This is a genomic window from Paracoccus sp. SSJ (genome assembly GCF_030234105.1).
GTDB lineage: Bacteria > Pseudomonadota > Alphaproteobacteria > Rhodobacterales > Rhodobacteraceae > Paracoccus > Paracoccus denitrificans.
Map to the genome: position 1 here is coordinate 232553 of NZ_JASSPE010000005.1, position 26325 is coordinate 258877.

The following is a 26325-nucleotide window of genomic DNA, read 5'->3' on the forward strand; positions in this document are numbered from 1 at the left end:
CCTTCGCCAGATGCCGCAGGACGCGCTTTCCATCCAGCATGTCAGCCACAGCTTCGGCCGCGTCCCCGCGCTGAAGGACGTGTCGCTGACCGTGCCGCGCGGCGGCTTCACCGCGCTTCTGGGCGTGAACGGCGCTGGCAAGACCACGCTGTTCTCACTGATCACCAGGCTTTACGACAACCGCTCGGGCCGGATCGAGGTGGCGGGGCATGACCTGCGCCGCCAGCCCGGCGCGGCGCTGGCGCGGCTGGGGGTGGTGTTCCAGTCCCGCGCGCTGGATGCCGACCTGACCGTGGCGCAGAACCTGGAATATCATGCCGCGCTGCATGGCATTCCCCGGCGCGAGGCGCGGGCGCGCAGTGTCGAGGTGCTGGCGCAGGTCGATCTGTCGGACCGGCTGCATGCCAGGGTCTCGGCGCTGTCCGGCGGGCAGAGCCGCCGGGCCGAGATCGCCCGTGCCCTGATCCACCGCCCCGAGATCCTGCTTCTGGACGAGGCGACCGTCGGCCTTGACGTGAAATCCCGCGCCGAGGTGGTGGCGCTGACCCGCGAACTGGTGCGGGGCGGGGTCTCTGCACTGTGGGCCACGCATATCCTCGACGAGATCCGGCCCGAGGACGGGCTGGTCATCCTGCACAAGGGCGAGGTGCTGGCGCGCGGCAATGCCGGAGAGATCGGCGGCGACGACCTGACCGCCACCTTCCTGCGCCTGACCGGGGAGCCGGCATGAGCCGCCGCCTGACCCCGCGCATGTGGCTGACCGCCTTTCTGGGCATCGCCCGGCGCGAGACCCTGCGTTTCGTCAACCAGCGCGGCCGCTTCCTGGCGGCGCTGGTGCGGCCGCTGGTCTGGCTTTTCATCTTTGCCGCGGGTTTCCGTGCCGTGCTGGGCCTGTCGATCACGCCACCCTATCAGACCTATGTGCTTTACGAGGTCTATGTGACGCCCGGTCTTTGCGCGATGATCCAGTTGTTCAACGGCATGCAAAGCTCGCTCTCGATGGTGCATGACCGCGAGACCGGGGCGATGCGCACGCTGCTGGTCAGCCCGTTCCCGCGCTGGTTCCTGCTGGCCAGCAAGCTGGTGGCGGGGGTGATCGTGTCGATCATCCAGGTCTATACCTTCCTGGCCATCGCTTGGTTCTGGGACGTGCGCCCGCCCGCCATCGGCTATCTGGCCGTGCTGCCGGCGCTGTTCCTGTCCGGGCTGATGCTGGGGGCGATGGGGTTGTTCCTGTCCTCCGCCATCCGCCAGCTGGAAAACTTTGCGGGGGTGATGAATTTCGTCATCTTCCCGATGTTCTTCGCCTCCAGTGCGCTTTACCCGCTGTGGCGGATGAACGAAAGCTCGCCGCTCCTGCATGACATCTGCGCGGTCAATCCCTTCACCCATGCGGTTGAGTTGGTCCGCTTTGCCCTTTACGCGCGCTTCGATCTTCTGTCCTTCTCGGTGGTGTCGGGTTGCCTGATCCTGTTCTTTGCAGGGGCCGTCGTCATGTATGATCCGGCCAAGGGGCTTTGGGCCCGGCGAAAGGGGGGAGCATGAGATACCTTGTTCTGGCGCTTTGTCTGGCTGCGGGTGCGGCGCAGGCGGAAAACGGCACCGATCCCGAGTGGCCCTGCGTGCAGCGCAAGCAGCCGAATCTGTCTCTGGGCCAGATGTGGAGCGGACCCGAGCCGGACGAGGCCGCGCGGGACCTGGCACGCACGCCCGGGATCGCAGCGCTGGCCGACCGGCTGGAACAGCGCCGCCTGCCGCTGGCCGAGGCCGAGGCCGAGATCGCCGAGTTCGCCAAGACCGCGGACAACCAGCAACTGACGGCGCTTGTGGTGGCGATCTTCGACCGGATCGAGCCGCATCGCGCCGCGCTGATCGCCGGTATCGCGCGCTATGGCCACAAGCAGGTCGATCTGGCACAAAGGATCCAGGATCACCGTGCCAAGATGGAAGAGATGCAAAAGGCCGAAGCCCCGGATTTCGACGCCATCGACGCCGAAGAGGAACGGCTGGACTGGGACATGCGCATCTTCCAGGACCGCCAGCAGGCGCTGACCTATGTCTGCGAGACGCCGGTGATCCTGGAGCAGCGGGTCTTTGCGCTGGCCCGTGCCATCGCGGCGGGGCTGCAATGAGCCCGGTCCCCGCCGTCATCCTGGCCGGAGGGCTGTCGACCCGCATGGGCGGCGGCAACAAGGCGCTGCGGATGCTGGCGGGAGAGACGTTGCTGTCGCGGGTGATCGCCCGGCTTTCGCCGCAATGCGGGCGGCTTGCGATCAATGCCAATGGCGAGCCGGGGCAGTTCGAGGGATACGGGCTGCCGGTGATCGCGGATGGCATCGCCGGTTTCGCCGGGCCGCTGGCCGGGGTTCTGGCCGGCATGGAATGGGCGGCGGGCGAGGGGGCCGACAGCGTGGTCAGCGTCAGCGTCGATACGCCCTTTCTGCCCGAGGATCTGGTGCATCGGCTGCGCGAGGCGGCCGGCCGTTCAGGCGTCGCCATCGCCGCCAGCCCGGACGACAGCGGCCAGTTGCGCGATCATCCGACCTGTGCGCTTTGGCCCGTGTCGCTGCGCGGGGAATTGCGCGACGCGCTGGAATCCGGCCTGCACCGGATCGGCCAGTTTGCGGCCGCGCATGATCCGGGGCGGGCGGTGTTCGACAGCCGCCCCGTGGACCCGTTCCTGAACCTCAACACCCCCGAGGATCTGGCCCGCGCCGCGCGCCTGGTCTAGACGCCATAGCGGCGCAGCAGCCGGTGCAGCGCGATGGCGACCGCCCTGGCAAAGATCACCGTCATCACCGACAGAACCAGCAGTGCGGCAAAGACCAGGTCGGTCTTCATCCGGCCGTTGGCATGGATCATCAGGGCGCCCAGGCCGCGGGCGCCGCCGACCCATTCGCCGATCACCGCGCCGATGGGCGCATAGACCGCCGCCAGCCGCAGCCCGGTGGCAAGGCTGGGCAGCGCCGCCGGAATGCGTAGGTGGCGCATGATGCGGATGCGGCTGGCGCCCATGACCTGCGCCAGGTCCAGCGCCGCCTGCGGCGTGCGCATCAGCCCGTCCAGAAAGGCGCTGGCCACCGGAAAGAACACGATCAGAACGGTCATGGCGATCTTGGGCGCCATGCCGAAGCCCAGCCACAGCGTCAGGATCGGCGCCAGGGCAAAGACCGGGATGGTCTGGCTGAAGGTCAGGATCGGCCGCAGGACGCCGGTCAGCTTCTGCGAAAACCCCATTGCCACCGCGAGAGTCGCGCCGAGGGCCGAGCCCAGCGCAAAGCCCAGCACCACCTCGGTCAGGGTGAAGCCGGCATGGCGGGCGATCTCGGCCCGGTTCAGCCACAGCGCATCCAGCACCCTGAGCGGCGAGGGCAGCAGAAAGGGCGGCATGCCGGCCAGCCAGATGATCCCCTGCCACAGCAGCAGGACGGTGACGATCAGGGCGGCGACGGTTCTCATGCCATCATCCCGCGCATCAGATCGGCTTGCAGGCTTAGCACCTCGGGTGCGTCATAGGGCCGGGCGGCGGCTTTCGGACGCGGGCTGGCGATGGGCCAGTCGGTCAGCCCCGTCTCGCGCAGCAGCAGGATGCGGTCGCCCAGCCGCGCGGCCTCGGCCGGGTCGTGGGTGACCAGCAGCACCGTGCGGGTGTCCAGCAGCCGTGCCGCCAGATCCTGCATCTGCGCCCTTGTGCGCGCATCGAGCGCCGAGAAGGGCTCGTCCAGCAGCACCAGCGGCCGGTCCTCGAACAGCGTGCGGGCCAGGGCGACGCGCTGGCGCTGGCCGCCCGAAAGATTGGCGGGCAGGTGATGGGCACGGTCGGTAAGGCCAACGGCCTCGATCAGCGCGACCGCGCGGGCGGTTGGGTCTGCTTCCTGCCCGGGGGGCCCATCGGCGTGTTGGGACGACGCAGAAGCTCGCAGCGTGCCGCGCAGGCGCGCGCCCAGCGTGACATTGCCGGTCACGTCCAGCCAGGGGATCAGCCCGGGATCCTGCGCCATCAACGCGACGGGACGGTTGCGCGTTACCTCGCCCTCGAAGCGCGCGCCGGTTTCCAGCCCGGCGATCAGGCGCAGGATGGTCGATTTGCCGACGCCCGAGGGACCGAGCAGGCAGGTCCAGCCGCCCGGGTGCAGCACCAGATCGACGGGCGCGAACAGTGGCGCATCGCCGACCCATGCACGGCCGCGAACCGAGGCCGCTGCGGCAGTCATTCGCGGCCCAGTTCCCAGAAGGCGACTTCGAGCCGCGTGGCGGTGGCGAAGCGATCCGACAGCGCGGCCCAACGCGGGCTTTTCTCGGGCGCCTCGCCCAGCCGCTTGCGGATGGCGCTGTCCAGCAACGCGCCGGCCGAAACGCAGGCGGCCTGGTATTCCGCGCCGGCATAGGTGTCGATCCATTCGCGATAGGGCGTGTCGGGCGCCGCCTCGGTCGCCAGCCGCAGCCCGATTTCGCCGTAACCGATCACGCAGGGCATCAGCGCCGCCAGGAGATCAAGGAAATCGCCTGAATAGCCGGCCTCCAGCACATAGCGGGTATAGGCGATGTTGGTGACGGCCTCTTGCGCATTGGCCAGCACCTCGGGGCCCATGCCGGCGCGGGCGCAGGTCTGGACATGCAGGCTCATCTCGTGGTCGAGCAGCGTGTGGACCGTCGCGGAACAGGCCCGCATCTCATCGAGGTCGCCGGCCTTGACCACGGCCAGCGCCCAGGCGCGCGAGAAGTTCTTCAGGAACAGGTAGTCCTGCACCAGATAGGTCAGAAAGCGGGATTGCGGCAGCGTGCCGTCGCGCAGCCCCTCGACGAAGGGGTGGCGGGTATAGGCGTCCCAGTCGGGCTGCGCCTCGGCCCGCCAGGCTGCAAAGGCATGGCCGTAGCGGTTCATTGCGCCGCCCCCATGTCCTGCGCTTCCATGTCCTGCGCCCCCACGTCCAGCGCCAGGTCCGAGACCGGCAGCACGCCGTCGACCAGCCCGGCTTCGTGCAGGAAGGCTTCGAACCGCGCATAGCGGCCCTGGTCCAGCGCCGCCGGGCTTTGCGAAAAGCGGGGCAGCGTGTCCTTCCACGCCTCGGCGTTCAATTCGTCCTTCAGGTCGGGCGCGGTGGCCGAGAACAGTTCCCAGCTTTCCTCGGGGTGGTTGACCATGTATTGCGCGCCGCGTTCGACCGCATGCAGCAGGCGGCGGGTGCGATCCAGGTCCAGATCGGCCGGGTTGGCGATGAAGATCAGCTCGTCATAGGTCGGCACGCCCTGCTCCTCGACGAAGAAGCATTTGCCCTCGGCGCCCTCCAGCCGCATCTGGGTCAGTTCGAAATTGCGATAGGCGCCGATGGTGGCATCGACCTGGCCGGCGATCAGCGCGGGCGAAAGCGACCAGTTCACGTTGACCATCTCGACATCCTGCATGGTCAGGCCGGCAGTCCTGAGGATCTGGCCGACCAGCGCCTCTTCGACGCCCGAGACGGAATAGCCGATCTTCTTGCCCTTGAGATCGGCGATCTCCTGCACCGGGCCGTCGGCCTTGACCATCAGGCAGTTCAGCGGCGTTGCGACCAGCGTGCCGACGCGCTTCAGCGGCAGGCCCTCATGCACCTGCAGATGCAGTTGCGGCTGGTAGCTGATCGCGTAATCGGCCCTGCCGGCGGCGACCAGCTTCGGCGGGTCCGAGGGATCGGCGGGGGCGACGACCTCGACCTCCAGCCCTTCCTCGGCGAAGAAGCCCTTTTCCTGGGCGACGATGATCGGTGCGTGGTCGGGGTTCACGAACCAGTCCAGGATCAGCGTGACCTTGTCCTGCGCATGGGCAGGCAGGGCGAGCATGGCGAAGGCGGCGGCAAGGGTGAGATGTTTCATCGGTCGTCGTCTCCAAGGGCAAGAAGGGTGATCTCGCCGCTCCAGCGGCGTGAAAGGGCGTCGGCGGCGCGCCATGAGCGCAGGCCGGAACGGCAGGCCAGCACCACGCGCTGGCCGGGATCGGGCAGGGGGCCGGCGGCACCGTAGCCGGGGATGCGCAGCGCGTCCGGTGTGGCCTTGCGCGGCGCCTCGTCCTCGGGGCGCAGGTCGATGACCAGGTCGGCCGCGCGGATCTCCTCGCGGGCGATGAAGCGCGGGCCGTCGGCCTCGGGTGCGGCATCGAAACGGAACTGCGTGAAGCGGCCGTTGTCGAAGCGGATGAATTCGCCCAAGGGAGAGGGGGTCGTGCCCAGAAGCAGCCGCAGCGCCATCTGCGCCTGGATGCAACCGAGCATCCCGACCACCGGGCCCAGCACCCCGGCCGTGGCGCAGGTCTGGCCGCTGTCGGGCGGGTCGGGGAACAGCGCCCGCAGACTGGGGGCGCCCCCACAGAAGCCGCCGACATAGCCCGCAAGCCCCAGGGCCGAGGCCGAGATCAGCGGCTTGCCCGCCGCGAGGCAGGCGTCCGAGAGCGTATAGCTGGCGGCATAGCTGTCGGCGCAATCCAGCACCACATCTGCCGCCGCGACCAGCACCGGCGCGTTCAGGGGTGTCAGACGGTCCGCCAGCGCCTCGATTTCCACCGCAGGATTCAGCCGGGCCACGGCCTGCGCTGCGGCGCGGACCTTGGGCTGGCCGATGTCCTTCATGCGGTAAAGCGGCTGGCGATGCAGGTTCGATTCCTCGACCGTGTCGGGGTCCACCAGGGTGATGCGCCCGATGCCGGCGCCTGCCAGATATTGCAGCACCGGCACGCCCAGCCCGCCCGCGCCGACGACCAGCACATGGGCGGCGGCGATGCGTTCCTGCCCCTCGGCGCCGACCTCGGGCAGGACCATCTGGCGGGCGTAGCGGTTCATGCCGCCACCCGCAGCCATTCGCGGATGCGGCCCTCGGGGTCGGGGTTGAGCGTGATGTCGGTCACGGCCGAGGCGACGTCGGCGCCGGCGGTGAATGCCTCCAGCGCGCGCTCGGGGGTCACGCCACCGATGGCAACCAGGGGCGTCGCGCCGACCAGCCGGCGCCATTCGCGCACCCGGTCCAGCCCTTGTTGTTCCCATTTCATCTTCTTCAGGATCGTCGGCCAGACCGGCCCCAGCGCGACGTAATCGGGCCGCAGCGCCAGCGCCCGGTCCAGTTCGGCATGGTCATGGGTCGAGATGCCCAGCCGCAACCCCGCCTTGCGGATCGCAGGAATGTCGGCCTCGTCCAGATCCTCCTGTCCCAGATGGATGAAATCGCAGCCAAGGTCGATGGCGGCCTGCCAGTGATCGTTGACGACCAGCATCGCGCCATGTTCGCGGCAAAGCTCCTGGCACAGAGCCAGTTCACCCAAGAGCCGGGCGGGGGGCTGGTCCTTGATGCGGATCTGCACCAGCTTCACGCCCAGCGGCAGGGCGCGGCGCAGCCAGTCGCTGCTGTCGAAGATCGGATAGAAGCGCGGCAATCTCATCCCAGCACCGCCATTCCGAACAGGGGGGTCGAGGGCGCGGCCATGTCGCGGGCCTCGATCGGGTTCGCGCCATGCGCCAGCTGTCCCGCCTCGATCGCCAGCGCCATGGCGCGGGCCATGGCCACCGGATCGCCGGCCTTGGCGACGGCTGTGTTCAGCAGAACGGCGTCATAGCCCAGCTCCATCGCCTGCGCCGCATGGCTGGGCAGGCCGATGCCGGCATCCACCACCAGCGGCACGTCGGGAAAATGCGCCCGCAGGCTGCGCAGCCCGTAGGGATTGTTCAGCCCCCGGCCCGAGCCGATGGGCGCCCCCCAGGGCATCAGCACCTGGCAGCCCGCATCCAGCAGCCGGCCGCAGACCGACAGATCCTCGGTGCAATAGGGAAAGACCTGGAAGCCGTCGTCGGACAGCACCCGCGCCGCCTCGACCAGCGCGATCACGTCGGGACAAAGCGTGTCGTCGTCGCGGATCACCTCCAGCTTGATCCAGGGCGTCTCGAACAGCTCACGCGCCATCTGCGCGGTCGTCACCGCCTCGCGCACCGAATGGCAGCCGGCGGTATTGGGCAGGACGGGGATGCCCAGATCCTTGATCAGGCGATGAAAATCCTGGCCCGCGCCGCCTTCGCGCCGCAGGCTGACAGTGGCGATGCCGGCGCGCGAGGCGCGGAACGCCTCGGCCATGATCGCGGGCGAGGGATATTGCGCCGTGCCCAGCATCAGCGGGCTTTCGACCCGGGTTCCATAAAAAACCGGCATCTCAGCCCCCCTGCATCGGCGCCACGATTTCCAGCGCGTCGCCGTCTTTCAGCGTGGTTTCGGGTCGCGCGGCGGCGGGCAGGAAGGCGCCGTTCAGCGCCGTCGCCACCTTGGCCGCGCCCAGTCCGATCTCGGCCAGCGCGTCCTGCACGGTCGGGCCGGTCAGGTCGCGCGCCGCTCCGTTAAGGGTGATCTTCATCCATGAACTCCGGTTTCCGGCCCTCGACAAGGTAATCGGCGGCCATGCGGGCCACGGCGGGGGCCAGAAGATAGCCGTGGCGGTAAAGGCCGTTTGCGTAAAGCGTGCCGCCGCGCCGGCGCAGGCGGGGCAGGTTGTCGGGGAATGCGGGGCGCGCATCCGAGCCAAGCTCCAGGATCTCGGCCTCGGCAAAGCCGGGATGCAGGGCATAGGCGGCGGAAAGCATCTCGACCGCCGAGCGGGCGGTGACGCGATACTTGCCGCCGGTCTCCAGCATGGTGGCGCCGATCATGTAGACGCCCTCGCCGCGCGGCACGACATAAAGCGGGATGCGCGGATGCAGCAGGCGGACGGTGCGGGTCAGGGTCACCTCGGGGCAGCGGATCACCAGCATCTCGCCGCGCACGCCGCGCAGGTCGTGGAGTTCGTCGCGGGCGGCAAGGCCGCGTGCATCGACGACCATCCCGGTGGGATTGCCCTCGGTCTCGATGCGAATGCCCTGCGCCTCCAGTCTGTCGCGCAGCGCCAGCAGTGCGGCGCGCGGGTTCAGATGCGCCTCGGTGGCGAAATGCAGCCCGCGCGGGAAACGGCCGGCCAGTTCGGGCTCCAGCGCCGCGATTTCCTCGGCGGCGACGGGTTGATGCGCCTCGGTCAGCCGGGCGAAGCGGTCGAGTTCCGCCCGGTCGCGCGAGGGGGCCAGGACCAGCGTGCCGCGACGGACGACTTCGGCGCCGTTCGCCTGCCACCAGTCTGCGGCATCGACGCCCAGGCGCAGGACCACCGGCTCGGCGCTTTCCGCCTCGCAATAAGGCGCCAGCATGCCCCCGGCGCGCCAGCTGCAAGCCTGTGAGCCGGGCTTGCCGGCGGGGTCGACGATGCGCGGTGCGATTCCGCGTGCGGCCAGTTCGGTGGCGATGCAAAGCCCCATCACCCCAGAGCCCAGGATGGTGATCTGGTTCATGCCTGCCTCCAGAGCTGGTGGAAATGATGCACCGGGCCATGACCCAGCCCGACCGCCAGCTCATCGGCGCGGGCGATGGCGCCTTGCAGCCAGCCATGGGCGCGGGTCGCGGCCTGCGCCACCGTCAGCCCCTGCGCCAGCCCCGCCGCGATGGCCGAGGACAGCGAACAGCCGGTGCCGTGGGTGTTGTGGGTCTGCTGGCGCGGTGCGGTCAGGATCAGGGGTTCGGACCCGACCAGCAGGTCGGTGCAGGTGTCCTCGGTCGCATGGCCGCCCTTCATCAGCACATGGGCGGCGCCCAGCGCGCGCAGCGCCTCGCCTTGCCGGCGCATCTCTTCGGGCGTCGCGGCGGGCTCGCGGTCCAGAAGGCGCGCCGCCTCGGGCAGGTTCGGGGTCAGCACGGTCGCCAGCGGGATCAACTGCTCGCGCAGCGCCGAGACGGCCTCGTCCGGCAAAAGCGCGTCGCCGGATTTCGCCACCATCACCGGGTCCAGCACCACCGGCACCGGATTGTCCGCCAGAAGCGCGGCCAGCCGGTCGGCGACGACCGTGATCGCATCCACGCCGCCGACCATGCCGATCTTGATCGCGCGCACCTCCAGATCGCCGAAGACCGCGTCGATCTGGGCCGCGACCATGGCCGGGCTGACGGGCTCGACCGCGGCGACGGTGCGGGTGTTCTGCGCGGTGATCGCGGTGATCACCGAGGCGCCATAGACGCCCAGCGCCGAGAAGGTCTTCAGGTCCGCCTGGATTCCGGCGCCGCCGCCGCTGTCCGAGCCGGCGATGGTCAGTGCGATGGGATGGGGCTGCAATCCCGACATGGCCCGCCTTTCGTTTCGGCCGGGCATGGGGACGCGGGGCGGATGGGTGGCGGCCAAGGTATCAGGGCCGCTTCACTCTACCCTTCCCTACGCCGGCATGACCCGGATCAGGTTCGATGGGTCGGTGCCGGGCACCTCTCAGCCTCGTGCGAGGCTCCCCAAGTGTATGAGTCTTCCGCGTGACACTAGGCCCTGGCGCCCCGCTTTGCAAGGGAGACGGCGGGCGGCGATTTTTCGGGCTTTACAGCACCGGCCATTCGGGCCGATCTGTGCCCGACGGAAACGGAAGGATGCGATGAAAAGCGTGATCTTCGACCTGGGTGGGGTGCTGATCGACTGGGATCCGGCACTGGCCTTTGCGGATGTGTTCACCAGCCGGGCCGAGGCCGAGGCCTGGATGAAGCGCATCGGTTTTGCCGACTGGAACCGGATACAGGACGGTGGGCGCAGCTTTGCCGAGGGGGTGGCCGCCGCCCGCGCCGTCCATGGCGACGAGGCGCGGCATCTGGCCGGCTATCCGCTGGCCTTTCCGGTCGCCATCGAAAAGACCGTGCCCGGCACCTGGGCGATTGCCGAGGCGCTTCTGGCGCGCGGCGTGCCGCTTTATGCGCTGACCAACTGGTCGGCCGAAACCTGGCCGCATGCGCTGGAACTGCATCCCCGGCTGGGCGGGCTTTTTGCCGATATCCTGGTCTCGGGCCAGGTCGGCGTGCTGAAGCCCGAGCCGGCGATCTATCGGCTGCTGATGGATCGCAACGGGCTGGTGGCCGAGGATTGCATCTTCATCGACGACAGCGCGGCCAATGCCGAGGGCGCCCGCGCGCTGGGCATCGACGCGATCCACTTTACGGGCGCCGAGGCGCTGGGCGAGGAGCTGGCGCGGCGCGGGGTGATTTGAGCGTCGCGCCCTGCTCAGGTGGCTGTCGCGCCGGGGTCATTGAACCTGCGGCGCTTTCTTGCCAGCATGGGCGCAGTTGGCAGTGAGTTGACCCTTTGCGATACCGTTCCCTCTATTTCATCCCCGTTGCCCTGCTGCTTCTGGCAGGAGCGGCGGTCGGCTATACCAAGGTGATGGCAAGGATCGGCTCGGGCCAGCCCCCGGCCTATGCCCTGCCGGAACAGCAGGCGGATCGCATCGTCGTCTCGAAGGGCGACAAGACCATGTATCTGCTGCGTGGCGATAGAATCCTGAAAACCTATCGCATCGCCATGGGATCAAACTGGAACCAGGGCCACAAGCAGCGGGAAGGGGACGAGCGGACGCCCGAGGGCACCTATCGGATCGATTGGCGCAATCCCCGCTCTATCGCCCATCTCAGCCTGCACGTTTCCTATCCCAATGCCGAGGACAGCGAACGGGCGCGGCAGGCGGGATACAGTCCGGGCGGGAATATCATGATCCATGGCCTGCCCAACGGATGGGGGGCGATGGGCCGGTTGCATCGGCTGTTGGACTGGACCGATGGCTGCATTGCCGTGACCAACGACGAGATGCGGGAAATCTGGTCCCTGACGCCGAATGGCACCTCGATAACGATCAAGGCCGAATGGGCGCCGTGAATCCCGCGCGCCGGGGCTGCGTCGGGTCGCCGTGTTCGAGCGATGCCGGTGCCGCAGGAGCCGCCTATCCCACCAGCTTCGCCACATGGCGCAGCGCCAGCAGGTAGCCGTGTATGCCGAAGCCGGCGATCACGCCCTCGGCGCGCAGGCTGACATAGGAATGGTGCCGGAAGCTTTCGCGCTTGTGGACGTTCGAGATATGCACCTCGATCACCGGCCCGTCGAAGGTGTTCAGCGCGTCCAGGATCACGACCGAGGTATGGGTAAAGGCGGCCGGGTTGATGACGATGGCCTGCGCCTTCAGCCGCGCCTCGTGGATCAGGTCGATGATCGCGCCCTCGTGGTTCGACTGGTGGAAGGCGATCTCCAGCCCCAGCTCGGCCCCCAGCGCCTTGCAGTCGCGTTCCACGTCGGCCAGCGTGGTGCTGCCATAGATCTCGGGCTGGCGCTGGCCCAGGAGGTTCAGGTTCGGGCCGTTCAGGACATAGACGGTGGGCATGGCGTTCTCCGCGAAGATGGGGGCAATCTAGCCCAGTTCGGCCAGGAAGATATAGCCCGCGCCGTAGATCGTCTTGATCAGGCGCGGGTTCTTGGGGTCCTCGCCCAGCTTGGTGCGCAGGCGCGAGATGCGCACGTCCATCGCCCGGTCGAAGCTTTCGCCCGCCGTGCCTCCCAGCGTTTCCAGCATCTGCGCGCGCGAGATCAGCCGGCGCGGATTGTCGAGAAACAGCCGCAGCACCTCGGCCTCGGCATGGCTGATCGGGGTCTCGGCCCCTTCGGGCGAGGTCAGCGTATAGCGGTCGAAATCCGCGGACCAGCCGGCAAAGCGGATCTGCTGGCGGCCGGGGCCCGTCTCGCGCTGCGGCTTGCGCAGCCGCGCGCGGATGCGGGCCACCACCTCGGCCGGATCGAAGGGCTTGATGATGTAGTCGTCGGCGCCCAGCTCCAGCCCGGTCACGCGGTCCTGCACTTGCGCCCGGCCCGAGATGATGATGATCGCCGCGCCGGATTCGCTGGCCAGCCGGTGGACCAGCGCCAGCCCGTCGCGGTCGGGCAGGCCCAGGTCGATCAGGCAGGCATCGGGCTGGATGCGGCGCAGCGCCGCCTCGAATTCGGTGGCGCGGGCGAAGCTGACGGTGCGAAAGCCGGCCTCCTCCAGCGCCGAGGACAGCAGGCGGCGGATTTCGGGCTCGTCGTCGAGAATGGCGATCAGGGGGGTGTCAGTCATCGGTCTCTGCCATGGCCACGGCCAGTTCGGTGTCGCCAAAGGGCTTGGTCAGGACCGGGCAGTCAAGCCCCGATCTGCGCGGATCGCCCGGCGGCAGCGCCGTCATCAGGATCAGGGGCAGGCCGCAGCCCCGCAGATCAGCGCCCGAGCCGTCGCCCAGTTGCAGGTCGGACAGGATCAGCGTCAGGCCGGCGAGGTCGGTCAGGCCCCGCGCCTCGGAGAGCGAGCCGGCTTCGATCACGGAATGGCCCTGGGCGGTCAGCATCTCGCGGATATGGGCGCGGATGGCGTCGTCGTCCTCGACCAGCAGCACCAGATGCGGGCGCACGGCGCGCAGCGGCAGCCGGATGGTGATCCGGGCACCGCCGCTCTCGGCATTGCCAAGCCGCAGGGTGCCGCCCGAAAGCTTGATCTGGTCATAGACCATCGACAGGCCAAGTCCGGTGCCCTGGCTGCCCTTGGTGGTGAAGAAGGGCTCGGTGGCCCGCGCCAGCGCCTCGTCGGAAAAACCCGGGCCGGTATCGGTGACCGAGATTTCCAGCCAGCGCCCGGCGGGCCGGGCCTCGACCGTGATGCGGCCCTGGCCCCGCATGGCGTCGCGCGCGTTCAGGATCAGGTTGAGCAGCGCGTCCTGCAATGCGCCGGGGTCCAGCATCACCCGCGCCGGCAGTTCGCCAATGCGGCTGTCCAGCGCAACGCCGGCGCCCAGCGTCGGCCGGGTCATCGCCGCCAGGTCGTCCAGCATGGCGCGCAGTTCGACCGGCTGCGGCTGGTGCTCGCGCCCGCCGGTCAGCGCCGAGATGCCGTCTAGCAGGCGCACCCCGCGCCGGGCGGCGGCCAGCGTGGCCTGCACGTCCTCGGCCTGTTCGTGCGGCAGCCCGGCGCGGGCCAGCCGGCCCTGCAGGCCGAGGATGATGGTCAGCAGGTTGCCGAAGTCATGCGCCAGCCCCGAGGTCATCTGCGCCGCCACCGCGCGCTTGGCCGCATGGGTCAGCGCCTCGCGCGCCTGCACCTCGGCGGTGACGTCGGTGGACAGGATATAGACGCCGCGCCCGTTCTGGTCCGGGGTCAGCGCGATGCGGATGCGTCGGCCCGAGGGCGGGTGCGTGATCTCGAACACTTGCGGCTGGCCGGCGATGGCGCGGTCCAGATGCGTGCGGATGCGGGCGAAGGTCTCGGCCCCCAGCACCGTTTCGCATTGCCGGCCGATGATCGACGCGTTCGAGCCCGGGAACACCATCGAGATCTGGTTGTTCGAGAAGGTATAGCGATAGTCCCGGTCCATATGCGCGATATGGGCCGGGACCATGGCGGTGACATGGCGGGTGCGGGCCTCGGATTCGGTCAGGATGCGCTTTGCCTCCTCCAGCGCGGCATTGGTCGCGGCCAGCGCCCGGTTCGCGGCCGAAAGCCGCTCGGCATTCTCCAGCACCCGTTCGGAGAGTTCCTCGGACCGGGCGCGCAGCAGTTCCTCCTGCCGCTTGATATGGGTGATGTCGGTATAGACGGCGATCCAGCCGCCCTGCGACAGGGGCGCCCCCTCGACCGAGATCCAGCGGCCGTCGGCGCGCTTTCGCTCCATGTAATGCGGCTGGAAGGTGCGGGCCTGGTCGACGCGCTCGCGGATCGCGGCCTCGGGGTCGTCCTGGGGGCCGTATTCGCCGCGATGGACCAGATAGCGGATCGTGTCCTGGAAGGTGGCGCCGGCGCGGGTCAGTTTGTCCGGCAGGCCGAACATCGCCTGATAGGGGCGATTGCTGACGGCCAGCCGCAGGTCGGCGTCGAAGATCGAGATCGCCTGCTGGATCAGGTTCAACCCCGAGCGGGTCAACTCGGCGTGCCGGTCGTTCGAGGGCATGTCCGTCCCCAGCATTGCGCAACCCCTGTAACAATTCGTAGGATTCAGGAAAAACTGACGCAAGGATTGCCGCTGTAAGCTGCAATTGCCAGAGGGAAGAGGAGCCCTGACGGCAAGGGGAGGATACATGCAGAACGCTGAGGCGGCCCAGGCCGGTTTGCAGTCGATTCCAGCGTTGCTGGCGCGCAATGCCGAACGCTTCGGCGACCGGCCGGCCTATCGGGAAAAGGAATTCGGGATCTGGCAAAGCTGGACCTGGGCCGAGGCCGCGACCGAGATCCGCGACCTGGCGCTGGGCTTTCTGGTGCTGGGCCTGAACCGGGGCGATCATGTCGCCATCATCGGCCGCAACCGCCCGGCGCATTACTGGGCGATGGTCGCGGCGCAGATGTGCGGCGCGGTGCCGGTGCCGCTGTATCAGGACGCGGTGGCCGAGGAGATGGCCTATGTGCTGGACCATTGCGGCGCGCGTTTCGTCGTCTGTGGCGACCAGGAACAGGTGGACAAGGTGCTGGAGGTGGGCGACCGCGCCCCTTCGGTCCAGCATCTCGTCTATACCGACAAGCGCGGAATGCGGAAATACGACCATGCCCGCATGAACGCGCTGGCCGATGTGCAGGCCGAGGGCCGCGCGGCCCAGCAGCGGCTGGGCCATGAACTGGACGAGCGCATTGCCGAGCTGGGCTACGACGACACCTGCGTGATGCTGTATACTTCGGGCACTACCGGCAAGCCCAAGGGCGTGGTGCTGTCTAACCGCAACATCATCGAGACCGGCAAGAACACCGCCTCCTTCGACCAACTGACCGCGCGCGAGGAGGTGCTGGCCTATCTGCCGATGGCCTGGGTCGGCGACTTCATCTTTTCGGTCGGGCAGGCCTATTGGGCCGGCTTCACCGTGAACTGCCCCGAGGGCGCGCATACGATGATGACCGACCTGCGCGAGATCGGGCCGACCTATTTCTTCGCCCCGCCGCGCGTCTTCGAGGGCCAGCTGACCTCGGTGATGATCCGCATGGAGGATGCCAGCCGCATCAAGCGCCGGCTGTTCAAGCACTATATGGAGATCGCCCGCCGCATCGGCCCGGCGCTTCTGGACGGCAAGCCGGTCGGGGCGCTGGACCGGCTGCGCTACATGCTGGGCAACCTGCTGGTCTATGGCCCGCTGAAGAACACGCTGGGCTATTCGCGCATCCGCGTCGGCTATACCGCGGGCGAGGCGATCGGGCCCGAGATCTTTGATTTCTATCGCAGCCTTGGCATCAACCTGAAACAGCTCTACGGCCAGACCGAGGCCAGCGTCTTCATCACCCAGCAGCCGGACGGGCAAGTGCGCTCGGATACGGTGGGCGTGCCGTCCCCGGGGGTTGAACTGAAGATTGCCGAGAACGGCGAGGTCTTCTATCGCTCGCCCGGCACCTTCGTCGAATATTACAACAACCCCGACAGCACCGCCTCGACCAAGGATGCCGAGGGCTGGGTGGCGACGGGCGACGCCGGCTTCTTCGAGGAAGAGTCGGGCCACCTGCGCATCATCGACCGTGCCAAGGACGTGGGCCGCATGGCCGACGGCCGGATGTTCGCGCCGAAATATGTCGAGAACAAGCTGAAGTTCTATCCCAACATCCTGGAGGCGGTGGTCTTCGGCGCCGGTCGCGACATGTGCACCGCCTTCGTCAACATCGACCTGACCGCGGTCGGCAACTGGGCCGAGCGCAACAACATCGCCTATGCCAGCTATCAGGAACTGGCCGGCCATCCGCAGGTCTATGCGACGATCAAGGAACATGTCGAGGCGGTGAACGAATCCGTCGCCCAGGACCCGATGCTGTCGGGCTGCCAGATCAGCCGCTTCCTGGTGCTGCACAAGGAGCTTGATCCCGACGACGGCGAGATGACCCGCACGCGCAAGGTGCGCCGCAACATCATCGCCGAGAAATATGCCGACCTGATCGAGGCGCTCTATGACGGCCGCGACACGGTCAGCACCCGCACCGAGGTGACCTATGAGGACGGCCGCAAGGGCGAGATCCGCGCGACCCTGAAGATCGAGGACGCCCGGACCTTCCCGACCCGGACCATGCAGAAGGTGGCCGCGGAATGACCCAGACGACAATCACCCCCGACGGCCGCCAGATCGGCGACGTGCTGATGGACCTGAGGAACATCACCCTGCGCTTTGGCGGCGTGACGGCCATCAAGGACATCAGCTTCGATATCCGCGAGGGCGAGATCCGCGCCATCATCGGCCCGAACGGCGCCGGGAAATCCTCGATGCTGAACGTGATTTCGGGGTTCTATGTCCCGCAAGAGGGCGAGATCTGGTTCAAGGGCTATCGCCGCGGCCCGATGAAGCCCTACGAGGTGGCGCGGCTGGGCATCGCCCGCACCTTCCAGAACATCGCGCTGTTCGACGGCATGTCGGTGCTGGACAACATCATGACCGGCCGGCTGAACATGATGAAGGCGCCGATCTGGAGCCAAGCCCTGTGGTGGGGCCGAGCCGAGCGCGAGGAGGTCGAGAACCGCGAGCAGGTCGAGAAGATCATCGACTTCCTGGAAATCCAGAACATCCGCAAGACGCCGGTCGGCCGTCTGCCTTACGGCTTGAAGAAGCGCGTGGAACTGGCGCGGGCACTGGCGGCCGAGCCGAAGATCCTGCTGCTCGACGAGCCGATGGCCGGCATGAACGTCGAGGAGAAAGAGGACATGTGCCGCTTCATCCTGGACGTGAACGACGAATTCGGCACCACCATCGCGCTGATCGAGCACGACATGGGCGTCGTCATGGACCTCAGTGACCGGGTGGTGGTGATGGATTACGGACGCAAGATCGGCGACGGCACCCCCGACGAGGTGCGCAACAATCCCGAAGTCATCAGCGCCTATCTGGGCGTGGCGCACGAATAAGGGGACGGCGATGGAATTTCTGTACGCAAGCGAGGTCCTGCTGAACGGCCTGATGGCCGGGGTGATGTATTCGCTGGTCGCGCTGGGCTTCGTGCTGATCTACAAGGCCTCGGGCATCTTCAACTATGCCCAGGGGGTGATGGCGCTGTTCGCGGCCATGACGCTGGTCGGCATCATGGAGGGCCGCGTGCCCTTTGCGCATCTGATCAACGCGGCCTTCGGCGTGCATCTGTCGAGCTTCGGCTGGACGGTGCCGGGGCTGCTGGCCATCCTTCTGACGGCGCTGATCATGGTCGGCCTTGCCATCGCCATCGAAAAGCTGGTGCTGAAGCACCTGGTCGGGCAAGAGCCGATCATCCTGTTCATGGCCACCATCGGCCTCGCCTGGTTCCTCGAGGGGCTCGGCGACGTGATGTGGGGCGCCGACGTGAAGGTGCTGGACGTGGGCCTGCCGCAAGGCATCTCCGAGACGGTCGAGACGATGACCGACGGTTTGTTCGGCTATGGCTTCTTCATCGACCGGCTGGACATCTGGGCGACGGTGATCGCGGCGGTGCTGGTCGCGGCCCTGGTCGGCTTCTCGCAATATACCAAGCAGGGCCGGGCGATGCGCGCGGTGGCCGACGACCACCAGGCGGCGCTGTCGGTGGGCATCAGCCTGCAATTCATCTGGATCATGGTCTGGTCGATCGCGGGCTTCGTGGCGCTGGTCGCGGGCATCATGTGGGGCACGAAGTCGGGGGTGCAGTTCAGCCTTTCGCTGATCGCGCTCAAGGCGCTGCCGGTGCTGATGCTCGGGGGCTTCACCTCGATCCCCGGCGCCATCGTCGGCGGGCTGATCATCGGCATGGGCGAGAAGCTCTTCGAATATTTCGTCGGCCCCGCGGTCGGCGGCGCGACCGAGAACTGGTTCGCCTATGTGCTGGCGCTGCTCTTCCTCGTCTTCCGGCCGCAGGGCCTGTTTGGCGAGCGCATCATCGAGCGGGTGTAGCCATGGCGCAAGTTGAGGACTCGAGATTGAGTATTTGCAGAACGAAGAAGCCTTCTCTGTTCCATAAATACTCAAATGTCGAAACGACGAAGCCGGGAGGGGCGGATGTTCTATCGTGAGGCGGGCGACTTCAAGACGAGCTATCGCGACGATGGCCAGACCTTTCCGATCAAGCTGGATCGCTGGGGATATTACGCGATCCTGGCGGTGGCGTTCCTGGTGGTGCCATTGGTCATCGACAGCTATTGGGCCAATGCGGTCCTGGTGCCTTTCCTGATCTATGCCATCGCCGCGCTGGGGCTGAACATCCTGACCGGCTATGCCGGGCAGGTCAGCCTGGGCACTGGCGGCTTCATGGCGGTGGGCGCCTATGCGGTCTACAAGCTGATGGTCGCCTTTCCCGGCGTGCCGATCGTCGTCCACATCATCCTTGCCGGAGCGATCACCGCCGTCGTCGGCATGCTCTTCGGCCTGCCCAGCCTGCGCATCAAGGGCTTCTACCTGGCCGTGGCGACGCTGGCCGCGCAGTTCTTCCTGGTGTGGCTGTTCAACAAGGTGCCGTGGTTCTACAACTACTCGGCCTCGGGCCAGATCAACGCGCCCGAACGCACCATCCTGGGCTGGGCGGTGACCGGGCCCGCCACCTCGGCTTCGGCGAAATACCTGATCTGCCTGTGCTTTGCCGTCGGGCTGGCCTGGATGGCGCGCAACCTGACCCGCGGTAGCGTGGGGCGGAAATGGATGGCGATCCGCGACATGGACATCGCGGCCGAAATCATCGGGGTGAACCCGCTGACCGCCAAGCTGTCGGCCTTTGCCGTCTCCAGCTTCTTCGTGGGTATCGCCGGGGCACTGCTGTTCTCGGTCTATCTGGGTGCGGCCGAGGCCAGCGAAGCCTTCGGCATCAACAAGAGCTTCCTGGTGCTGTTCATGATCATCATCGGCGGGCTCGGCAGCATCTTCGGCAGCTTTGCCGGTGCCGCCTTCCTGGTGCTGCTGCCGGTCCTGCTGAAGAACGTGCTGGTGGCGCAGTTCGGCTGGCCGACCGACCTGGCCGCCCATATCGAGCTGATGATCGTCGGCGCGCTGATCGTGTTCTTCCTGATCGTCGAGCCGCACGGGCTGGCGCGGCTCTGGGCACTGACGAAAGAGAAGCTGCGGCTCTGGCCGTTCCCGCATTAACGACCGGACAACCGGCGGACGAAAACCCTTGGGAGGAGACCAAGATGAAACTGAAACTCGCAACTGTCGCACTGGGTGCCGTCATGGCGGCGGCGCCGGCCATGGCCGACCTGGTGGTGCCCAATCTCAGCTATCGCACCGGGCCCTATGGCGCGAACGGCACGCAATATGCCGACGGGTTCAACGATTACTTCACCCTGCTGAACGAGCGCGACGGTGGCATTGGCGGCGAAAAGATCCGGACCCCGGAATGCGAGACCGCCTATAACACCGAGAAGGGCGTCGAGTGCTACGAGGCGACCAAGGGCTCGGGCGCGCTGGTCTACAACCCGCTCTCGACCGGCATCACCTATCAGCTGATCCCCAAGGTGGCGGCGGACAAGATCCCGCTTTACACGCCGGGCTATGGCCGGACCTCGGCCAAGAACGGCAAGGTCTTCGAATGGGTGTTCAACGCGCCGGCGAACTACTGGGACGGTGCCAGCGTGGCGATCAAGTATCTGCTGGACCAGAACGGCGGCAGCCTTGAAGGCAAGAAGATCGCGCTGGTCTATCACAACTCGGCCTATGGCAAGGAGCCGATCCGCACCCTTCAGGAGCTTGGCAAGAAGCACGGCTTCACCCTGACCGAACTGCCGGTCGATCCGCCGGGCCAGGAACAGAAGAGCCAGTGGCTGCAGATCCGCCGCGACAAGCCGGATTACGTGCTGATGTGGGGCTGGGGCGTGATGAACCAGACCGCCATCCAGGAAGCCGCCAACATCCGCTTCCCGATGGAGAACTTCATCGGCACCTATTGGTCGGGCTCGGAAGTGGACGTGAAGCCGGTAGGCGCGGGCGCCAACGGCTACAAGGCGCTGACCTTCCACGGCGTCGGCATGGATTATCCGATCTATGAGGACATGAAGAAGCATGTCATCGATCCGGGCAAGGCTTCGCAGGGCGGGCAGTTCGTCGGCTCGGTGCTTTACTCGCGCGGCATGTATGCCGGGGTGGTGATCGCCGAGGCGATCAAGAAGGCGCAGGAACTGGCCGGCACGTCGCAGATCACCGCGGCGCAGTTGCGCGACGGGTTCGAGGCGCTGGACATCACGCCGGAGCGTCTGGCCGAGCTGGGGCTGCCGGACTTCGGTCCCGAGATCAAGATGTCCTGCGACAACCATGGTGGCAGCGGCATGGCGCGGCTTCAGCAATGGGACGCCTCGGCCGGGAAATGGACGCTGATCACCGACTTTACCCAACCCGATCAGGACGTGCTGGACCCGCTGATCCTTGAGGACAGCGAGGCTTATGCCAAGGAAGCCGGCATCTCGCCGCGCTGCTGATCCCTTGCCCCGGCGGTTCGCCGCCGGGGTCCATCGACCCGGAGGGAAAGCCCATGTTCGACGCCGCGCCCCAACGCGAGACCCTGCTCGAGGTCAACAATATCGAGGTGATCTACAATCACGTCATCCTGGTGCTGAAGGGCGTCAGCCTGTCGGTGCCCAAGGGCGGCATCACCGCGCTGCTGGGCGGAAACGGCGCGGGCAAGACGACGACGCTGAAGGCGATCTCGAACCTGCTGCATTCCGAGCGCGGCGAGGTCACCAAGGGCTCGATCAGCTATCGCGGCGAGCGGATCCAGGACATGGACCCCGCCTCGGTGGTGAAGAAGGGCATCATCCAGGTGATGGAAGGGCGCCATTGCTTCGAGCACCTGACCATCGAGGAAAACCTGCTGACCGGCGCCTATACCCGCACCGACGGCAGCGCGGCGATCCGGCAGGACCTGGAGATGGTCTACTCCTATTTTCCCCGGCTCAAGGAACGCCGGAAAAGCCAGGCCGGCTATACCTCGGGCGGCGAGCAGCAGATGTGCGCGATGGGCCGCGCGCTGATGTCGCGCCCCGAGACGATCCTGCTGGACGAACCCTCGATGGGCCTTGCCCCGCAGCTGGTCGAGCAGATCTTCGAGATCGTCAAGGCGGTGAACGAGGGCGAGGGCGTGACCTTCCTGCTGGCCGAGCAGAACACCAACGTCGCGCTGCGCTATGCCCATTACGGCTATATCCTGGAAAGCGGCCGCGTGGTGATGGACGGGCCGGCGGATGCGCTGCGCGAGAACCCCGACGTCAAGGAATTCTATCTCGGCATGTCCGACCAGGGCCGCAAGAGCTTTCGCGACGTGCGGTCCTATCGCCGGCGCAAGCGCTGGCTGGCCTGAAGGCAGAAAGGCATCCCCATGACATTCTACGACAAGCTTGAAACCCGCAGCGCCGATGAGCGGGCGCTGTGGCAGGCGGCCGAACTGCCCGCGGCCATTGCCCGCGCCGGGACCGCGCCGGCGCTGGCCCGCATCCTGGGCGATGTCGCACCGGACCAGGTCACCACGCGCGAGGCGCTGGCCCGGCTGCCGGTGATCCGAAAGTCCGAACTCTCCGAGGCGCAGAAGAGGACGCCGCCCTTCGGCGGCTTCACCACCCGGCCGGCGCCGGATTTCGAGAACGTGTTCCAGAGCCCCGGCCCGATCTATGAGCCCGGCCGGCGCGGCGAGGACTGGTGGCGGCTGGGGCGATTCCTGCATGCGGCGGGCGTGGGGCGGGGCGACATCATCCACAACTGCTTCGGCTATCACCTGACGCCGGCGGGGATGATGTTCGAAAGCGCCGCCCGTGCGGTCGGGGCCGCGACCCTGCCGGCCGGGACCGGCCAAACCGAATTGCAGGTCCGTGCCGCCGTCGATATCGGCACCACGGTCTATGCCGGAACGCCGGACTACCTGAAGATCATGCTCGACAAGGCCGAGGAACTGGGCGAGCGGCTGTCCTTTACCCGCGCCGTCGTCTCGGGCGGGGCGCTGTTTCCCAGCCTGCGGCAGGGTTACGCGGATCGCGGCATCGCTACCACGCAATGTTATGCCACGGCCGACCTGGGCCTGATCGCCTATGAAGCGCCCGCCATGGAGGGGATGATCGTGGACGAGCGGGTGATCGTCGAGATCGTCCGCCCCGGCACCGGCGATCCCGTTCCCGAGGGCGAGGTGGGCGAGGTGGTCGTGACCACGCTGAACCCGGACTATCCGCTGGTGCGTTTCGCGACCGGCGATCTTTCGGCGGTGCTGCCGGGGGTCAGCCCCTGCGGGCGCACGAACATGCGCATCAAGGGCTGGATGGGTCGCGCCGACCAGACCACCAAGATCAAGGGCATGTTCGTCCGCCCCGAGCAGGTCGCGGCGCTGGTCGCCCGCCACCCCGAGATCAGCCGCGCCCGGGTCGTCGCGGATCGCTCGGGCGACATGGATGTGATGACGGTGCTGCTGGAAACCGGGGCCGATGATGCGGCGAGATACGAGGGAACGGTGCTGGATACGCTGAAGCTTCGCGGACGGGTGGAACTGGTTGCGCCGGGCTCGCTGCCGAACGACGGAAAGGTGATCGAGGATCGGCGCAGCTACGACTGATTCGGAGGTTGCCCAATGGGGCAGCGCCGCCCCCCTGGTCGGGGCGGCGACCGCTTGAGGCGAGAGTCGGTTGGCGCCGCGTTCCCAATATGACCGTTTCGGGCATGCTGGCGACTGCGATGCCCAGGGGCGCGAAGAATTTGGCGCTGGGGCGTCGTCTGATCGAGGATAGGTCGGGCCGGCGTCGCAATGCGGTCCGATCCAAGGCGTATTCACCGACGAGATTCGCACGAGGCTGCGCTACCGTAACCCCGCGCGCCGCCAACCTGTTGCGCGGCAGAGTGTTTCGGGCCTGCTGACGGGCGCGCTGCGCCGGGGCCGCTGCAAGGCAGATCCAACCTATCTTCGCTTCTGACCGGCGTCTTCGCCAGGCTGGCGGGGCCGCGCTACTTTGCCAGCCGATAACCATGCCGGACGCCAAGCGGGTCTGAAAAGCAAGACGCCCGCAGCGCGAGGCTGCGGGCGTTCTGAATTCGGATGATCCGCCGGATCTCAGCCTTGACGGGCCTTGAAGCGCGGGTTGGTCTTGTTGATGACGTAGATGCGGCCTTTGCGGCGCACGACTTGACAATCGCGGTGGCGGCTCTTGAGCGAGCGGAGCGAATTGCGAACCTTCATCGGTCTTCTCCTATCGCGGCGCATCGCTAGGTCGCGCCTTGGAAACAAAATACCCCCGGACAAGCCCCGGGGGCGCGAAATCATGGTGGGCGGTACTGGGATCGAACCAGTGGCCACTACGATGTCAACGTAGTGCTCTACCGCTGAGCTAACCGCCCCCCGACAGGTGATTCTGCCAGCTTGCGCCGCCAGATCGCCTTGATCGGCGTGTCTATAGCCACCTCGCCCGGGGGTTTCAAGCCCTCAATCGACAGCTATTGGCCTCTGCCGATCATGGTTTATAACCTTTCTGTCTTGACCGTCCAGAATTGGCGCCGGTCGCGCCGCCGGGGAACGCCAGGAATGACCAGGGAAGAGCCGACTTTCGATCTGATGCGGCCGCAACGGTGGCTGGGCGGGGTGATCTTTGCCTCGCCGCATTCGGGGCGGGCCTATCCCGACTGGTTCCTGGCCGAATCGCGGCTGAATGCGCAGCAGCTGCGCTCGTCCGAGGATGCCTTCGTGGACCGGCTGATCCAGCCGGCGCTGGACCATGGCGCCACGATGCTGACCGCGCGGGTGCCGCGCTGCGTGGTGGACCTGAACCGCGGCCCCGAAGAGATCGACCCGCTGGTCGTCTCGGGGGCGCCGCCGGGATTGACCAATCCGCGCATCATGGCCGGGCTGGGGGTGATTCCCCGCGTTGTGTCGCAGGGGCGCGCCATCCACGACCGGCCGATCCCGCGGACCGAGGCCGAAAGCCGCATCGCCCGCCTGTGGCATCCCTATCACCGGGCGCTTTCCGCGCTGATCGACGAGGCGGTGGCGCGATTCGGCGGCGCCATCCTGATCGACATGCACTCCATGCCGCGCGACGCGCTGGCCCATCTGCCGCGCCCGCGTCCCGACATGGTGCTGGGGGATCGCAACGGGGTCTCGGCCGCTCCCCGGATCAGCGCCGGCGTGGCCGATGCCGTGGTGGCCGAGGGCTTTCGGCTGCGGCGCAACTCGCCCTTTTCGGGCGCCTATATCACCCAGACCTATGGCCGGCCGCGCAACAATGTCCATGTGGTGCAACTGGAACTGGACCGCTCGCTTTACATGGACGAGGGGCGGATCGAGCCGCGGGCGGATTTCGAGCTGTTCCAGGCCCGTTTCGCCCGCGTCATCACGCGGCTGGCGCGGCTGCGCCCGGACGCCAGCGATGCGGCCTTCGCCGCCGAGTGACCCAGGAAAGGAGATGCGATGCCGCCCGAATTCGCTGAGATGATCGGCCAGAACCTTGCCCTGATCGTGCTGGCGCTGGTGATCCTGTTCGCCGTCAGCCGCGCCGTCCGCATCGTCCCGCAATCCGAGAAATACGTGGTCGAACGCTTTGGCCGGCTGCATGCCGTGCTGGGGCCGGGGATCAACTTCATCGTGCCCTTCCTTGACCGGGTGGCGCACCGGATCTCGGTGCTGGAGCGCCAGTTGCCGACCTCGCGCCAGGATGCGATCACCGCGGACAACGTGCTGGTGCAGGTCGAGACCAGCGTCTTCTATCGCATCATCGAGCCGGAAAAGACCGTCTATCGCATCCGCGACGTGGATGCGGCGATCACTACCACGGTGGCGGGGATCGTGCGCTCGGAGATCGGCACGATGGAGCTGGACCAGGTGCAGTCGAATCGCGCGCCCCTGATCGAACGCATCCGCGAATCGCTGGCCAATATCGTAGACGACTGGGGCATCGAGGTGACCCGGGCCGAGATCCTGGACGTCAACCTGGACGAGGCGACGCGGGCCGCCATGCTGCAGCAGTTGAACGCCGAACGCGCCCGCCGCGCCCAGGTGACCGAGGCCGAGGGGCGCCGCCGCGCCGTGGAACTGGCCGCCGACGGCGATCTTTACGCCGCCGAGCAGCAGGCCAAGGCCAAGCGGCTGCTGGCCGACGCCGAGGCCTATGCCACCGCGGCCATCGCCACGGCGATCCGCGAAGGCGGGATTGAGGCGGCGCAATACCAGATCGCCATGCGCCAGGTCGATGTGCTGGCCGAGGTCGGCAAGGGCCAGGGCAAGCAGACCGTGATCGTCCCCGCCTCGGCCGTAGAGGCGCTGGGTGACGCCTTCCGCATGCTGCGGGGCGGCAAATGAGCTGGGCGAACGGCTGGATCTGGATCATTGCGGCGTTGATCCTGGCGGCGGTGGAGCTGGCGCTGCCGGGCTGGTTCTTCCTGGGCCTGGCCGGCGCGGTGCTGTTGATGGGGCTGGCGCTGCTCTTGGGCCTGTGGCCGGGTGGGCTGCCGATGGCGCTGGTGGTCACCGCGGTGCTGACCGGGGTGATCTGGCTGGCGCTGCGGCGCATCTTCGGCAGGAACCGGGGCGAGGTGCGACACTGGACACGCGACATCAACGACAACTAGGCTTTGTC

General features: G+C 67.3%; 30 protein-coding genes, 1 tRNA gene and 1 riboswitch. Of the genes, 16 read left to right on the plus strand and 15 right to left on the minus strand.

Annotation, left to right across the window (positions count from 1 at the left end):
• The first annotated feature begins 10 nt into the window (after positions 1-10).
• Genes QPR87_RS07745 through mobA form a run of 4 tightly spaced genes read left to right on the plus strand, consistent with a single transcriptional unit; the run spans position 11 to position 2731 of the window.
• Positions 11-730 carry a lanthanide ABC transporter ATP-binding protein PedB/LutE gene (locus tag QPR87_RS07745; protein ID WP_011746379.1) on the plus strand — a complete coding sequence of 240 codons (720 nt, stop codon included), beginning with the start codon at positions 11-13 and terminating at the stop codon, positions 728-730.
• Positions 727-1545 carry a lanthanide ABC transporter permease protein PedC gene (locus QPR87_RS07750; protein WP_011746380.1) on the plus strand — a complete coding sequence of 273 codons (819 nt, stop codon included), beginning with the start codon at positions 727-729 and terminating at the stop codon, positions 1543-1545. The genes QPR87_RS07745 and QPR87_RS07750 overlap by 4 nt, the downstream gene beginning before the upstream one ends.
• Entirely contained in the window at positions 1542-2132 is a 591-nt protein-coding gene (locus tag QPR87_RS07755; protein ID WP_011746381.1) for a hypothetical protein, read from the plus strand. The genes QPR87_RS07750 and QPR87_RS07755 overlap by 4 nt, the downstream gene beginning before the upstream one ends.
• Positions 2129-2731, plus strand: a complete 603-nt coding sequence (gene mobA, locus QPR87_RS07760) for a molybdenum cofactor guanylyltransferase MobA (RefSeq protein ID WP_285049007.1) — start codon at positions 2129-2131, stop codon at positions 2729-2731. The genes QPR87_RS07755 and mobA overlap by 4 nt, the downstream gene beginning before the upstream one ends.
• Here mobA and QPR87_RS07765 read toward each other — a convergent pair.
• The 10 genes from QPR87_RS07765 to thiD are packed head-to-tail and all read right to left on the minus strand — an operon-like array spanning position 2728 to position 10150.
• Positions 2728-3459, minus strand: a complete 732-nt coding sequence (locus QPR87_RS07765) for an ABC transporter permease (RefSeq protein WP_285049008.1) — start codon at positions 3457-3459, stop codon at positions 2728-2730. The two genes, mobA and QPR87_RS07765, sit on opposite strands and share 4 nt — an antisense overlap.
• Positions 3456-4214, minus strand: coding sequence for an ABC transporter ATP-binding protein (locus tag QPR87_RS07770; RefSeq protein ID WP_285049009.1), 759 nt, complete (start codon positions 4212-4214; stop codon positions 3456-3458). Before QPR87_RS07770 ends, QPR87_RS07765 begins: the two co-directional genes overlap by 4 nt.
• Complete coding sequence (gene tenA / locus QPR87_RS07775) at positions 4211-4885, minus strand: thiaminase II (protein WP_285049010.1); 675 nt, start codon at positions 4883-4885, stop codon at positions 4211-4213. The genes QPR87_RS07770 and tenA overlap by 4 nt, the downstream gene beginning before the upstream one ends.
• Positions 4882-5853, minus strand: coding sequence for an ABC transporter substrate-binding protein (locus QPR87_RS07780; RefSeq protein WP_285049011.1), 972 nt, complete (start codon positions 5851-5853; stop codon positions 4882-4884). Before QPR87_RS07780 ends, tenA begins: the two co-directional genes overlap by 4 nt.
• Positions 5850-6812: a HesA/MoeB/ThiF family protein gene (locus QPR87_RS07785; RefSeq protein ID WP_285049012.1), complete on the minus strand. Its 963-nt coding sequence runs from the start codon at positions 6810-6812 to the stop codon at positions 5850-5852. Before QPR87_RS07785 ends, QPR87_RS07780 begins: the two co-directional genes overlap by 4 nt.
• Entirely contained in the window at positions 6809-7405 is a 597-nt protein-coding gene (locus QPR87_RS07790) for a thiamine phosphate synthase (protein ID WP_011746388.1), read from the minus strand. The genes QPR87_RS07785 and QPR87_RS07790 overlap by 4 nt, the downstream gene beginning before the upstream one ends.
• A complete protein-coding gene (locus QPR87_RS07795; RefSeq protein ID WP_285049013.1) occupies positions 7402-8166 on the minus strand; it encodes a thiazole synthase in 765 nt (254 codons plus the stop codon). Before QPR87_RS07795 ends, QPR87_RS07790 begins: the two co-directional genes overlap by 4 nt.
• A gap of 1 nt (position 8167) precedes the next feature.
• Positions 8168-8365 carry a sulfur carrier protein ThiS gene (gene thiS, locus QPR87_RS07800; RefSeq protein ID WP_285049014.1) on the minus strand — a complete coding sequence of 66 codons (198 nt, stop codon included), beginning with the start codon at positions 8363-8365 and terminating at the stop codon, positions 8168-8170.
• The gene (locus QPR87_RS07805; RefSeq protein WP_285049015.1) at positions 8349-9326 is read right to left on the minus strand and encodes an FAD-dependent oxidoreductase; all 978 of its coding nucleotides are present in this window, start codon (positions 9324-9326) and stop codon (positions 8349-8351) included. Before QPR87_RS07805 ends, thiS begins: the two co-directional genes overlap by 17 nt.
• Positions 9323-10150 carry a bifunctional hydroxymethylpyrimidine kinase/phosphomethylpyrimidine kinase gene (gene thiD, locus QPR87_RS07810; protein WP_041529678.1) on the minus strand — a complete coding sequence of 276 codons (828 nt, stop codon included), beginning with the start codon at positions 10148-10150 and terminating at the stop codon, positions 9323-9325. Before thiD ends, QPR87_RS07805 begins: the two co-directional genes overlap by 4 nt.
• A gap of 67 nt (positions 10151-10217) precedes the next feature.
• Positions 10218-10321, minus strand: a riboswitch (TPP riboswitch).
• 124 nt (positions 10322-10445) lie between these two features.
• Here thiD and QPR87_RS07815 point away from each other — a divergent pair.
• Together QPR87_RS07815 and QPR87_RS07820 are read left to right on the plus strand one after the other, a co-directional pair.
• Positions 10446-11048 (plus strand): HAD family hydrolase, encoded by a 603-nt coding sequence (locus QPR87_RS07815; protein WP_285049016.1) that lies wholly within the window; start codon positions 10446-10448, stop codon positions 11046-11048.
• 95 nt (positions 11049-11143) lie between these two features.
• Entirely contained in the window at positions 11144-11710 is a 567-nt protein-coding gene (locus QPR87_RS07820; RefSeq protein ID WP_011746394.1) for a L,D-transpeptidase family protein, read from the plus strand.
• 64 nt (positions 11711-11774) lie between these two features.
• Here QPR87_RS07820 and aroQ read toward each other — a convergent pair whose 3' ends face one another.
• The 3 genes from aroQ to QPR87_RS07835 are packed head-to-tail and all read right to left on the minus strand — an operon-like array spanning position 11775 to position 14811.
• Positions 11775-12209 carry a type II 3-dehydroquinate dehydratase gene (gene aroQ / locus QPR87_RS07825; RefSeq protein ID WP_285049017.1) on the minus strand — a complete coding sequence of 145 codons (435 nt, stop codon included), beginning with the start codon at positions 12207-12209 and terminating at the stop codon, positions 11775-11777.
• A 27-nt stretch (positions 12210-12236) separates the two neighbouring features.
• The gene (locus tag QPR87_RS07830) at positions 12237-12938 is read right to left on the minus strand and encodes a response regulator transcription factor (RefSeq protein WP_011746396.1); all 702 of its coding nucleotides are present in this window, start codon (positions 12936-12938) and stop codon (positions 12237-12239) included.
• Positions 12931-14811: a PAS-domain containing protein gene (locus tag QPR87_RS07835; protein WP_285049018.1), complete on the minus strand. Its 1881-nt coding sequence runs from the start codon at positions 14809-14811 to the stop codon at positions 12931-12933. Before QPR87_RS07835 ends, QPR87_RS07830 begins: the two co-directional genes overlap by 8 nt.
• A 112-nt stretch (positions 14812-14923) precedes the next feature.
• On the opposite strand from QPR87_RS07835, the gene QPR87_RS07840 reads away from it, so the two are divergent.
• The 7 genes from QPR87_RS07840 to QPR87_RS07870 all read left to right on the plus strand — a co-directional run bounded on the left by QPR87_RS07840 (position 14924) and on the right by QPR87_RS07870 (position 23318).
• The gene (locus tag QPR87_RS07840) at positions 14924-16900 is read left to right on the plus strand and encodes an AMP-binding protein (protein ID WP_011746398.1); all 1977 of its coding nucleotides are present in this window, start codon (positions 14924-14926) and stop codon (positions 16898-16900) included.
• Positions 16897-17706: an ABC transporter ATP-binding protein gene (locus QPR87_RS07845; protein WP_011746399.1), complete on the plus strand. Its 810-nt coding sequence runs from the start codon at positions 16897-16899 to the stop codon at positions 17704-17706. The genes QPR87_RS07840 and QPR87_RS07845 overlap by 4 nt, the downstream gene beginning before the upstream one ends.
• 10 nt (positions 17707-17716) lie before the next feature.
• Entirely contained in the window at positions 17717-18697 is a 981-nt protein-coding gene (locus QPR87_RS07850; protein WP_011746400.1) for a branched-chain amino acid ABC transporter permease, read from the plus strand.
• A gap of 105 nt (positions 18698-18802) precedes the next feature.
• Positions 18803-19879: a branched-chain amino acid ABC transporter permease gene (locus QPR87_RS07855; protein WP_041529680.1), complete on the plus strand. Its 1077-nt coding sequence runs from the start codon at positions 18803-18805 to the stop codon at positions 19877-19879.
• A 44-nt stretch (positions 19880-19923) separates the two neighbouring features.
• On the plus strand, positions 19924-21204 hold the full coding sequence (locus QPR87_RS07860) for an ABC transporter substrate-binding protein (RefSeq protein WP_011746402.1): 1281 nt from the start codon (positions 19924-19926) through the stop codon (positions 21202-21204).
• Positions 21205-21257: 53 nt separating this feature from the next.
• Positions 21258-22082 (plus strand): ABC transporter ATP-binding protein, encoded by an 825-nt coding sequence (locus QPR87_RS07865; RefSeq protein ID WP_011746403.1) that lies wholly within the window; start codon positions 21258-21260, stop codon positions 22080-22082.
• Between the two features lie 18 nt (positions 22083-22100).
• On the plus strand, positions 22101-23318 hold the full coding sequence (locus QPR87_RS07870; protein ID WP_285049020.1) for a phenylacetate--CoA ligase family protein: 1218 nt from the start codon (positions 22101-22103) through the stop codon (positions 23316-23318).
• A gap of 492 nt (positions 23319-23810) precedes the next feature.
• On the opposite strand, the gene ykgO is transcribed toward QPR87_RS07870, so the two are convergent.
• Positions 23811-23936: a type B 50S ribosomal protein L36 gene (ykgO, locus tag QPR87_RS07875; RefSeq protein WP_011746405.1), complete on the minus strand. Its 126-nt coding sequence runs from the start codon at positions 23934-23936 to the stop codon at positions 23811-23813.
• An 83-nt stretch (positions 23937-24019) separates the two neighbouring features.
• Positions 24020-24094: transfer RNA gene (locus QPR87_RS07880), tRNA-Val, on the minus strand.
• Positions 24095-24278: 184 nt separating this feature from the next.
• Between QPR87_RS07880 and QPR87_RS07885 the strand changes: the two genes are divergently transcribed.
• Genes QPR87_RS07885 through QPR87_RS07895 form a run of 3 tightly spaced genes read left to right on the plus strand, consistent with a single transcriptional unit; the run spans position 24279 to position 26317 of the window.
• The gene (locus QPR87_RS07885; protein WP_011746406.1) at positions 24279-25142 is read left to right on the plus strand and encodes an N-formylglutamate amidohydrolase; all 864 of its coding nucleotides are present in this window, start codon (positions 24279-24281) and stop codon (positions 25140-25142) included.
• 18 nt (positions 25143-25160) lie between these two features.
• Entirely contained in the window at positions 25161-26048 is an 888-nt protein-coding gene (locus QPR87_RS07890) for an SPFH domain-containing protein (protein WP_011746407.1), read from the plus strand.
• Complete coding sequence (locus QPR87_RS07895) at positions 26045-26317, plus strand: NfeD family protein (RefSeq protein ID WP_199766670.1); 273 nt, start codon at positions 26045-26047, stop codon at positions 26315-26317. The genes QPR87_RS07890 and QPR87_RS07895 overlap by 4 nt, the downstream gene beginning before the upstream one ends.
• The last annotated feature ends 8 nt before the right edge of the window (positions 26318-26325 follow it).

Bases quoted from the DNA above. Each gene is read 5' to 3' on its own strand.
- QPR87_RS07745 (WP_011746379.1), top strand. From the start codon at position 11: ATGCCGCAGGACGCGCTTTCCATCCAGCATGTCAGCCACAGCTTCGGC.
- QPR87_RS07750 (WP_011746380.1), top strand. From the start codon at position 727: ATGAGCCGCCGCCTGACCCCGCGCATGTGGCTGACCGCCTTTCTGGGC.
- QPR87_RS07755 (WP_011746381.1), top strand. From the start codon at position 1,542: ATGAGATACCTTGTTCTGGCGCTTTGTCTGGCTGCGGGTGCGGCGCAG.
- mobA (WP_285049007.1), top strand. From the start codon at position 2,129: ATGAGCCCGGTCCCCGCCGTCATCCTGGCCGGAGGGCTGTCGACCCGC.
- QPR87_RS07765 (WP_285049008.1), bottom strand. From the start codon at position 3,459: ATGAGAACCGTCGCCGCCCTGATCGTCACCGTCCTGCTGCTGTGGCAG.
- QPR87_RS07770 (WP_285049009.1), bottom strand. From the start codon at position 4,214: ATGACTGCCGCAGCGGCCTCGGTTCGCGGCCGTGCATGGGTCGGCGAT.
- tenA (WP_285049010.1), bottom strand. From the start codon at position 4,885: ATGAACCGCTACGGCCATGCCTTTGCAGCCTGGCGGGCCGAGGCGCAG.
- QPR87_RS07780 (WP_285049011.1), bottom strand. From the start codon at position 5,853: ATGAAACATCTCACCCTTGCCGCCGCCTTCGCCATGCTCGCCCTGCCT.
- QPR87_RS07785 (WP_285049012.1), bottom strand. From the start codon at position 6,812: ATGAACCGCTACGCCCGCCAGATGGTCCTGCCCGAGGTCGGCGCCGAG.
- QPR87_RS07790 (WP_011746388.1), bottom strand. From the start codon at position 7,405: ATGAGATTGCCGCGCTTCTATCCGATCTTCGACAGCAGCGACTGGCTG.
- QPR87_RS07795 (WP_285049013.1), bottom strand. From the start codon at position 8,166: ATGCCGGTTTTTTATGGAACCCGGGTCGAAAGCCCGCTGATGCTGGGC.
- thiS (WP_285049014.1), bottom strand. From the start codon at position 8,365: ATGAAGATCACCCTTAACGGAGCGGCGCGCGACCTGACCGGCCCGACC.
- QPR87_RS07805 (WP_285049015.1), bottom strand. From the start codon at position 9,326: ATGAACCAGATCACCATCCTGGGCTCTGGGGTGATGGGGCTTTGCATC.
- thiD (WP_041529678.1), bottom strand. From the start codon at position 10,150: ATGTCGGGATTGCAGCCCCATCCCATCGCACTGACCATCGCCGGCTCG.
- QPR87_RS07815 (WP_285049016.1), top strand. From the start codon at position 10,446: ATGAAAAGCGTGATCTTCGACCTGGGTGGGGTGCTGATCGACTGGGAT.
- aroQ (WP_285049017.1), bottom strand. From the start codon at position 12,209: ATGCCCACCGTCTATGTCCTGAACGGCCCGAACCTGAACCTCCTGGGC.
- QPR87_RS07830 (WP_011746396.1), bottom strand. From the start codon at position 12,938: ATGACTGACACCCCCCTGATCGCCATTCTCGACGACGAGCCCGAAATC.
- QPR87_RS07835 (WP_285049018.1), bottom strand. From the start codon at position 14,811: ATGCTGGGGACGGACATGCCCTCGAACGACCGGCACGCCGAGTTGACC.
- QPR87_RS07840 (WP_011746398.1), top strand. From the start codon at position 14,924: ATGCAGAACGCTGAGGCGGCCCAGGCCGGTTTGCAGTCGATTCCAGCG.
- QPR87_RS07845 (WP_011746399.1), top strand. From the start codon at position 16,897: ATGACCCAGACGACAATCACCCCCGACGGCCGCCAGATCGGCGACGTG.
- QPR87_RS07850 (WP_011746400.1), top strand. From the start codon at position 17,717: ATGGAATTTCTGTACGCAAGCGAGGTCCTGCTGAACGGCCTGATGGCC.
- QPR87_RS07855 (WP_041529680.1), top strand. From the start codon at position 18,803: ATGTTCTATCGTGAGGCGGGCGACTTCAAGACGAGCTATCGCGACGAT.
- QPR87_RS07860 (WP_011746402.1), top strand. From the start codon at position 19,924: ATGAAACTGAAACTCGCAACTGTCGCACTGGGTGCCGTCATGGCGGCG.
- QPR87_RS07865 (WP_011746403.1), top strand. From the start codon at position 21,258: ATGTTCGACGCCGCGCCCCAACGCGAGACCCTGCTCGAGGTCAACAAT.
- QPR87_RS07870 (WP_285049020.1), top strand. From the start codon at position 22,101: ATGACATTCTACGACAAGCTTGAAACCCGCAGCGCCGATGAGCGGGCG.
- ykgO (WP_011746405.1), bottom strand. From the start codon at position 23,936: ATGAAGGTTCGCAATTCGCTCCGCTCGCTCAAGAGCCGCCACCGCGAT.
- QPR87_RS07885 (WP_011746406.1), top strand. From the start codon at position 24,279: ATGACCAGGGAAGAGCCGACTTTCGATCTGATGCGGCCGCAACGGTGG.
- QPR87_RS07890 (WP_011746407.1), top strand. From the start codon at position 25,161: ATGCCGCCCGAATTCGCTGAGATGATCGGCCAGAACCTTGCCCTGATC.
- QPR87_RS07895 (WP_199766670.1), top strand. From the start codon at position 26,045: ATGAGCTGGGCGAACGGCTGGATCTGGATCATTGCGGCGTTGATCCTG.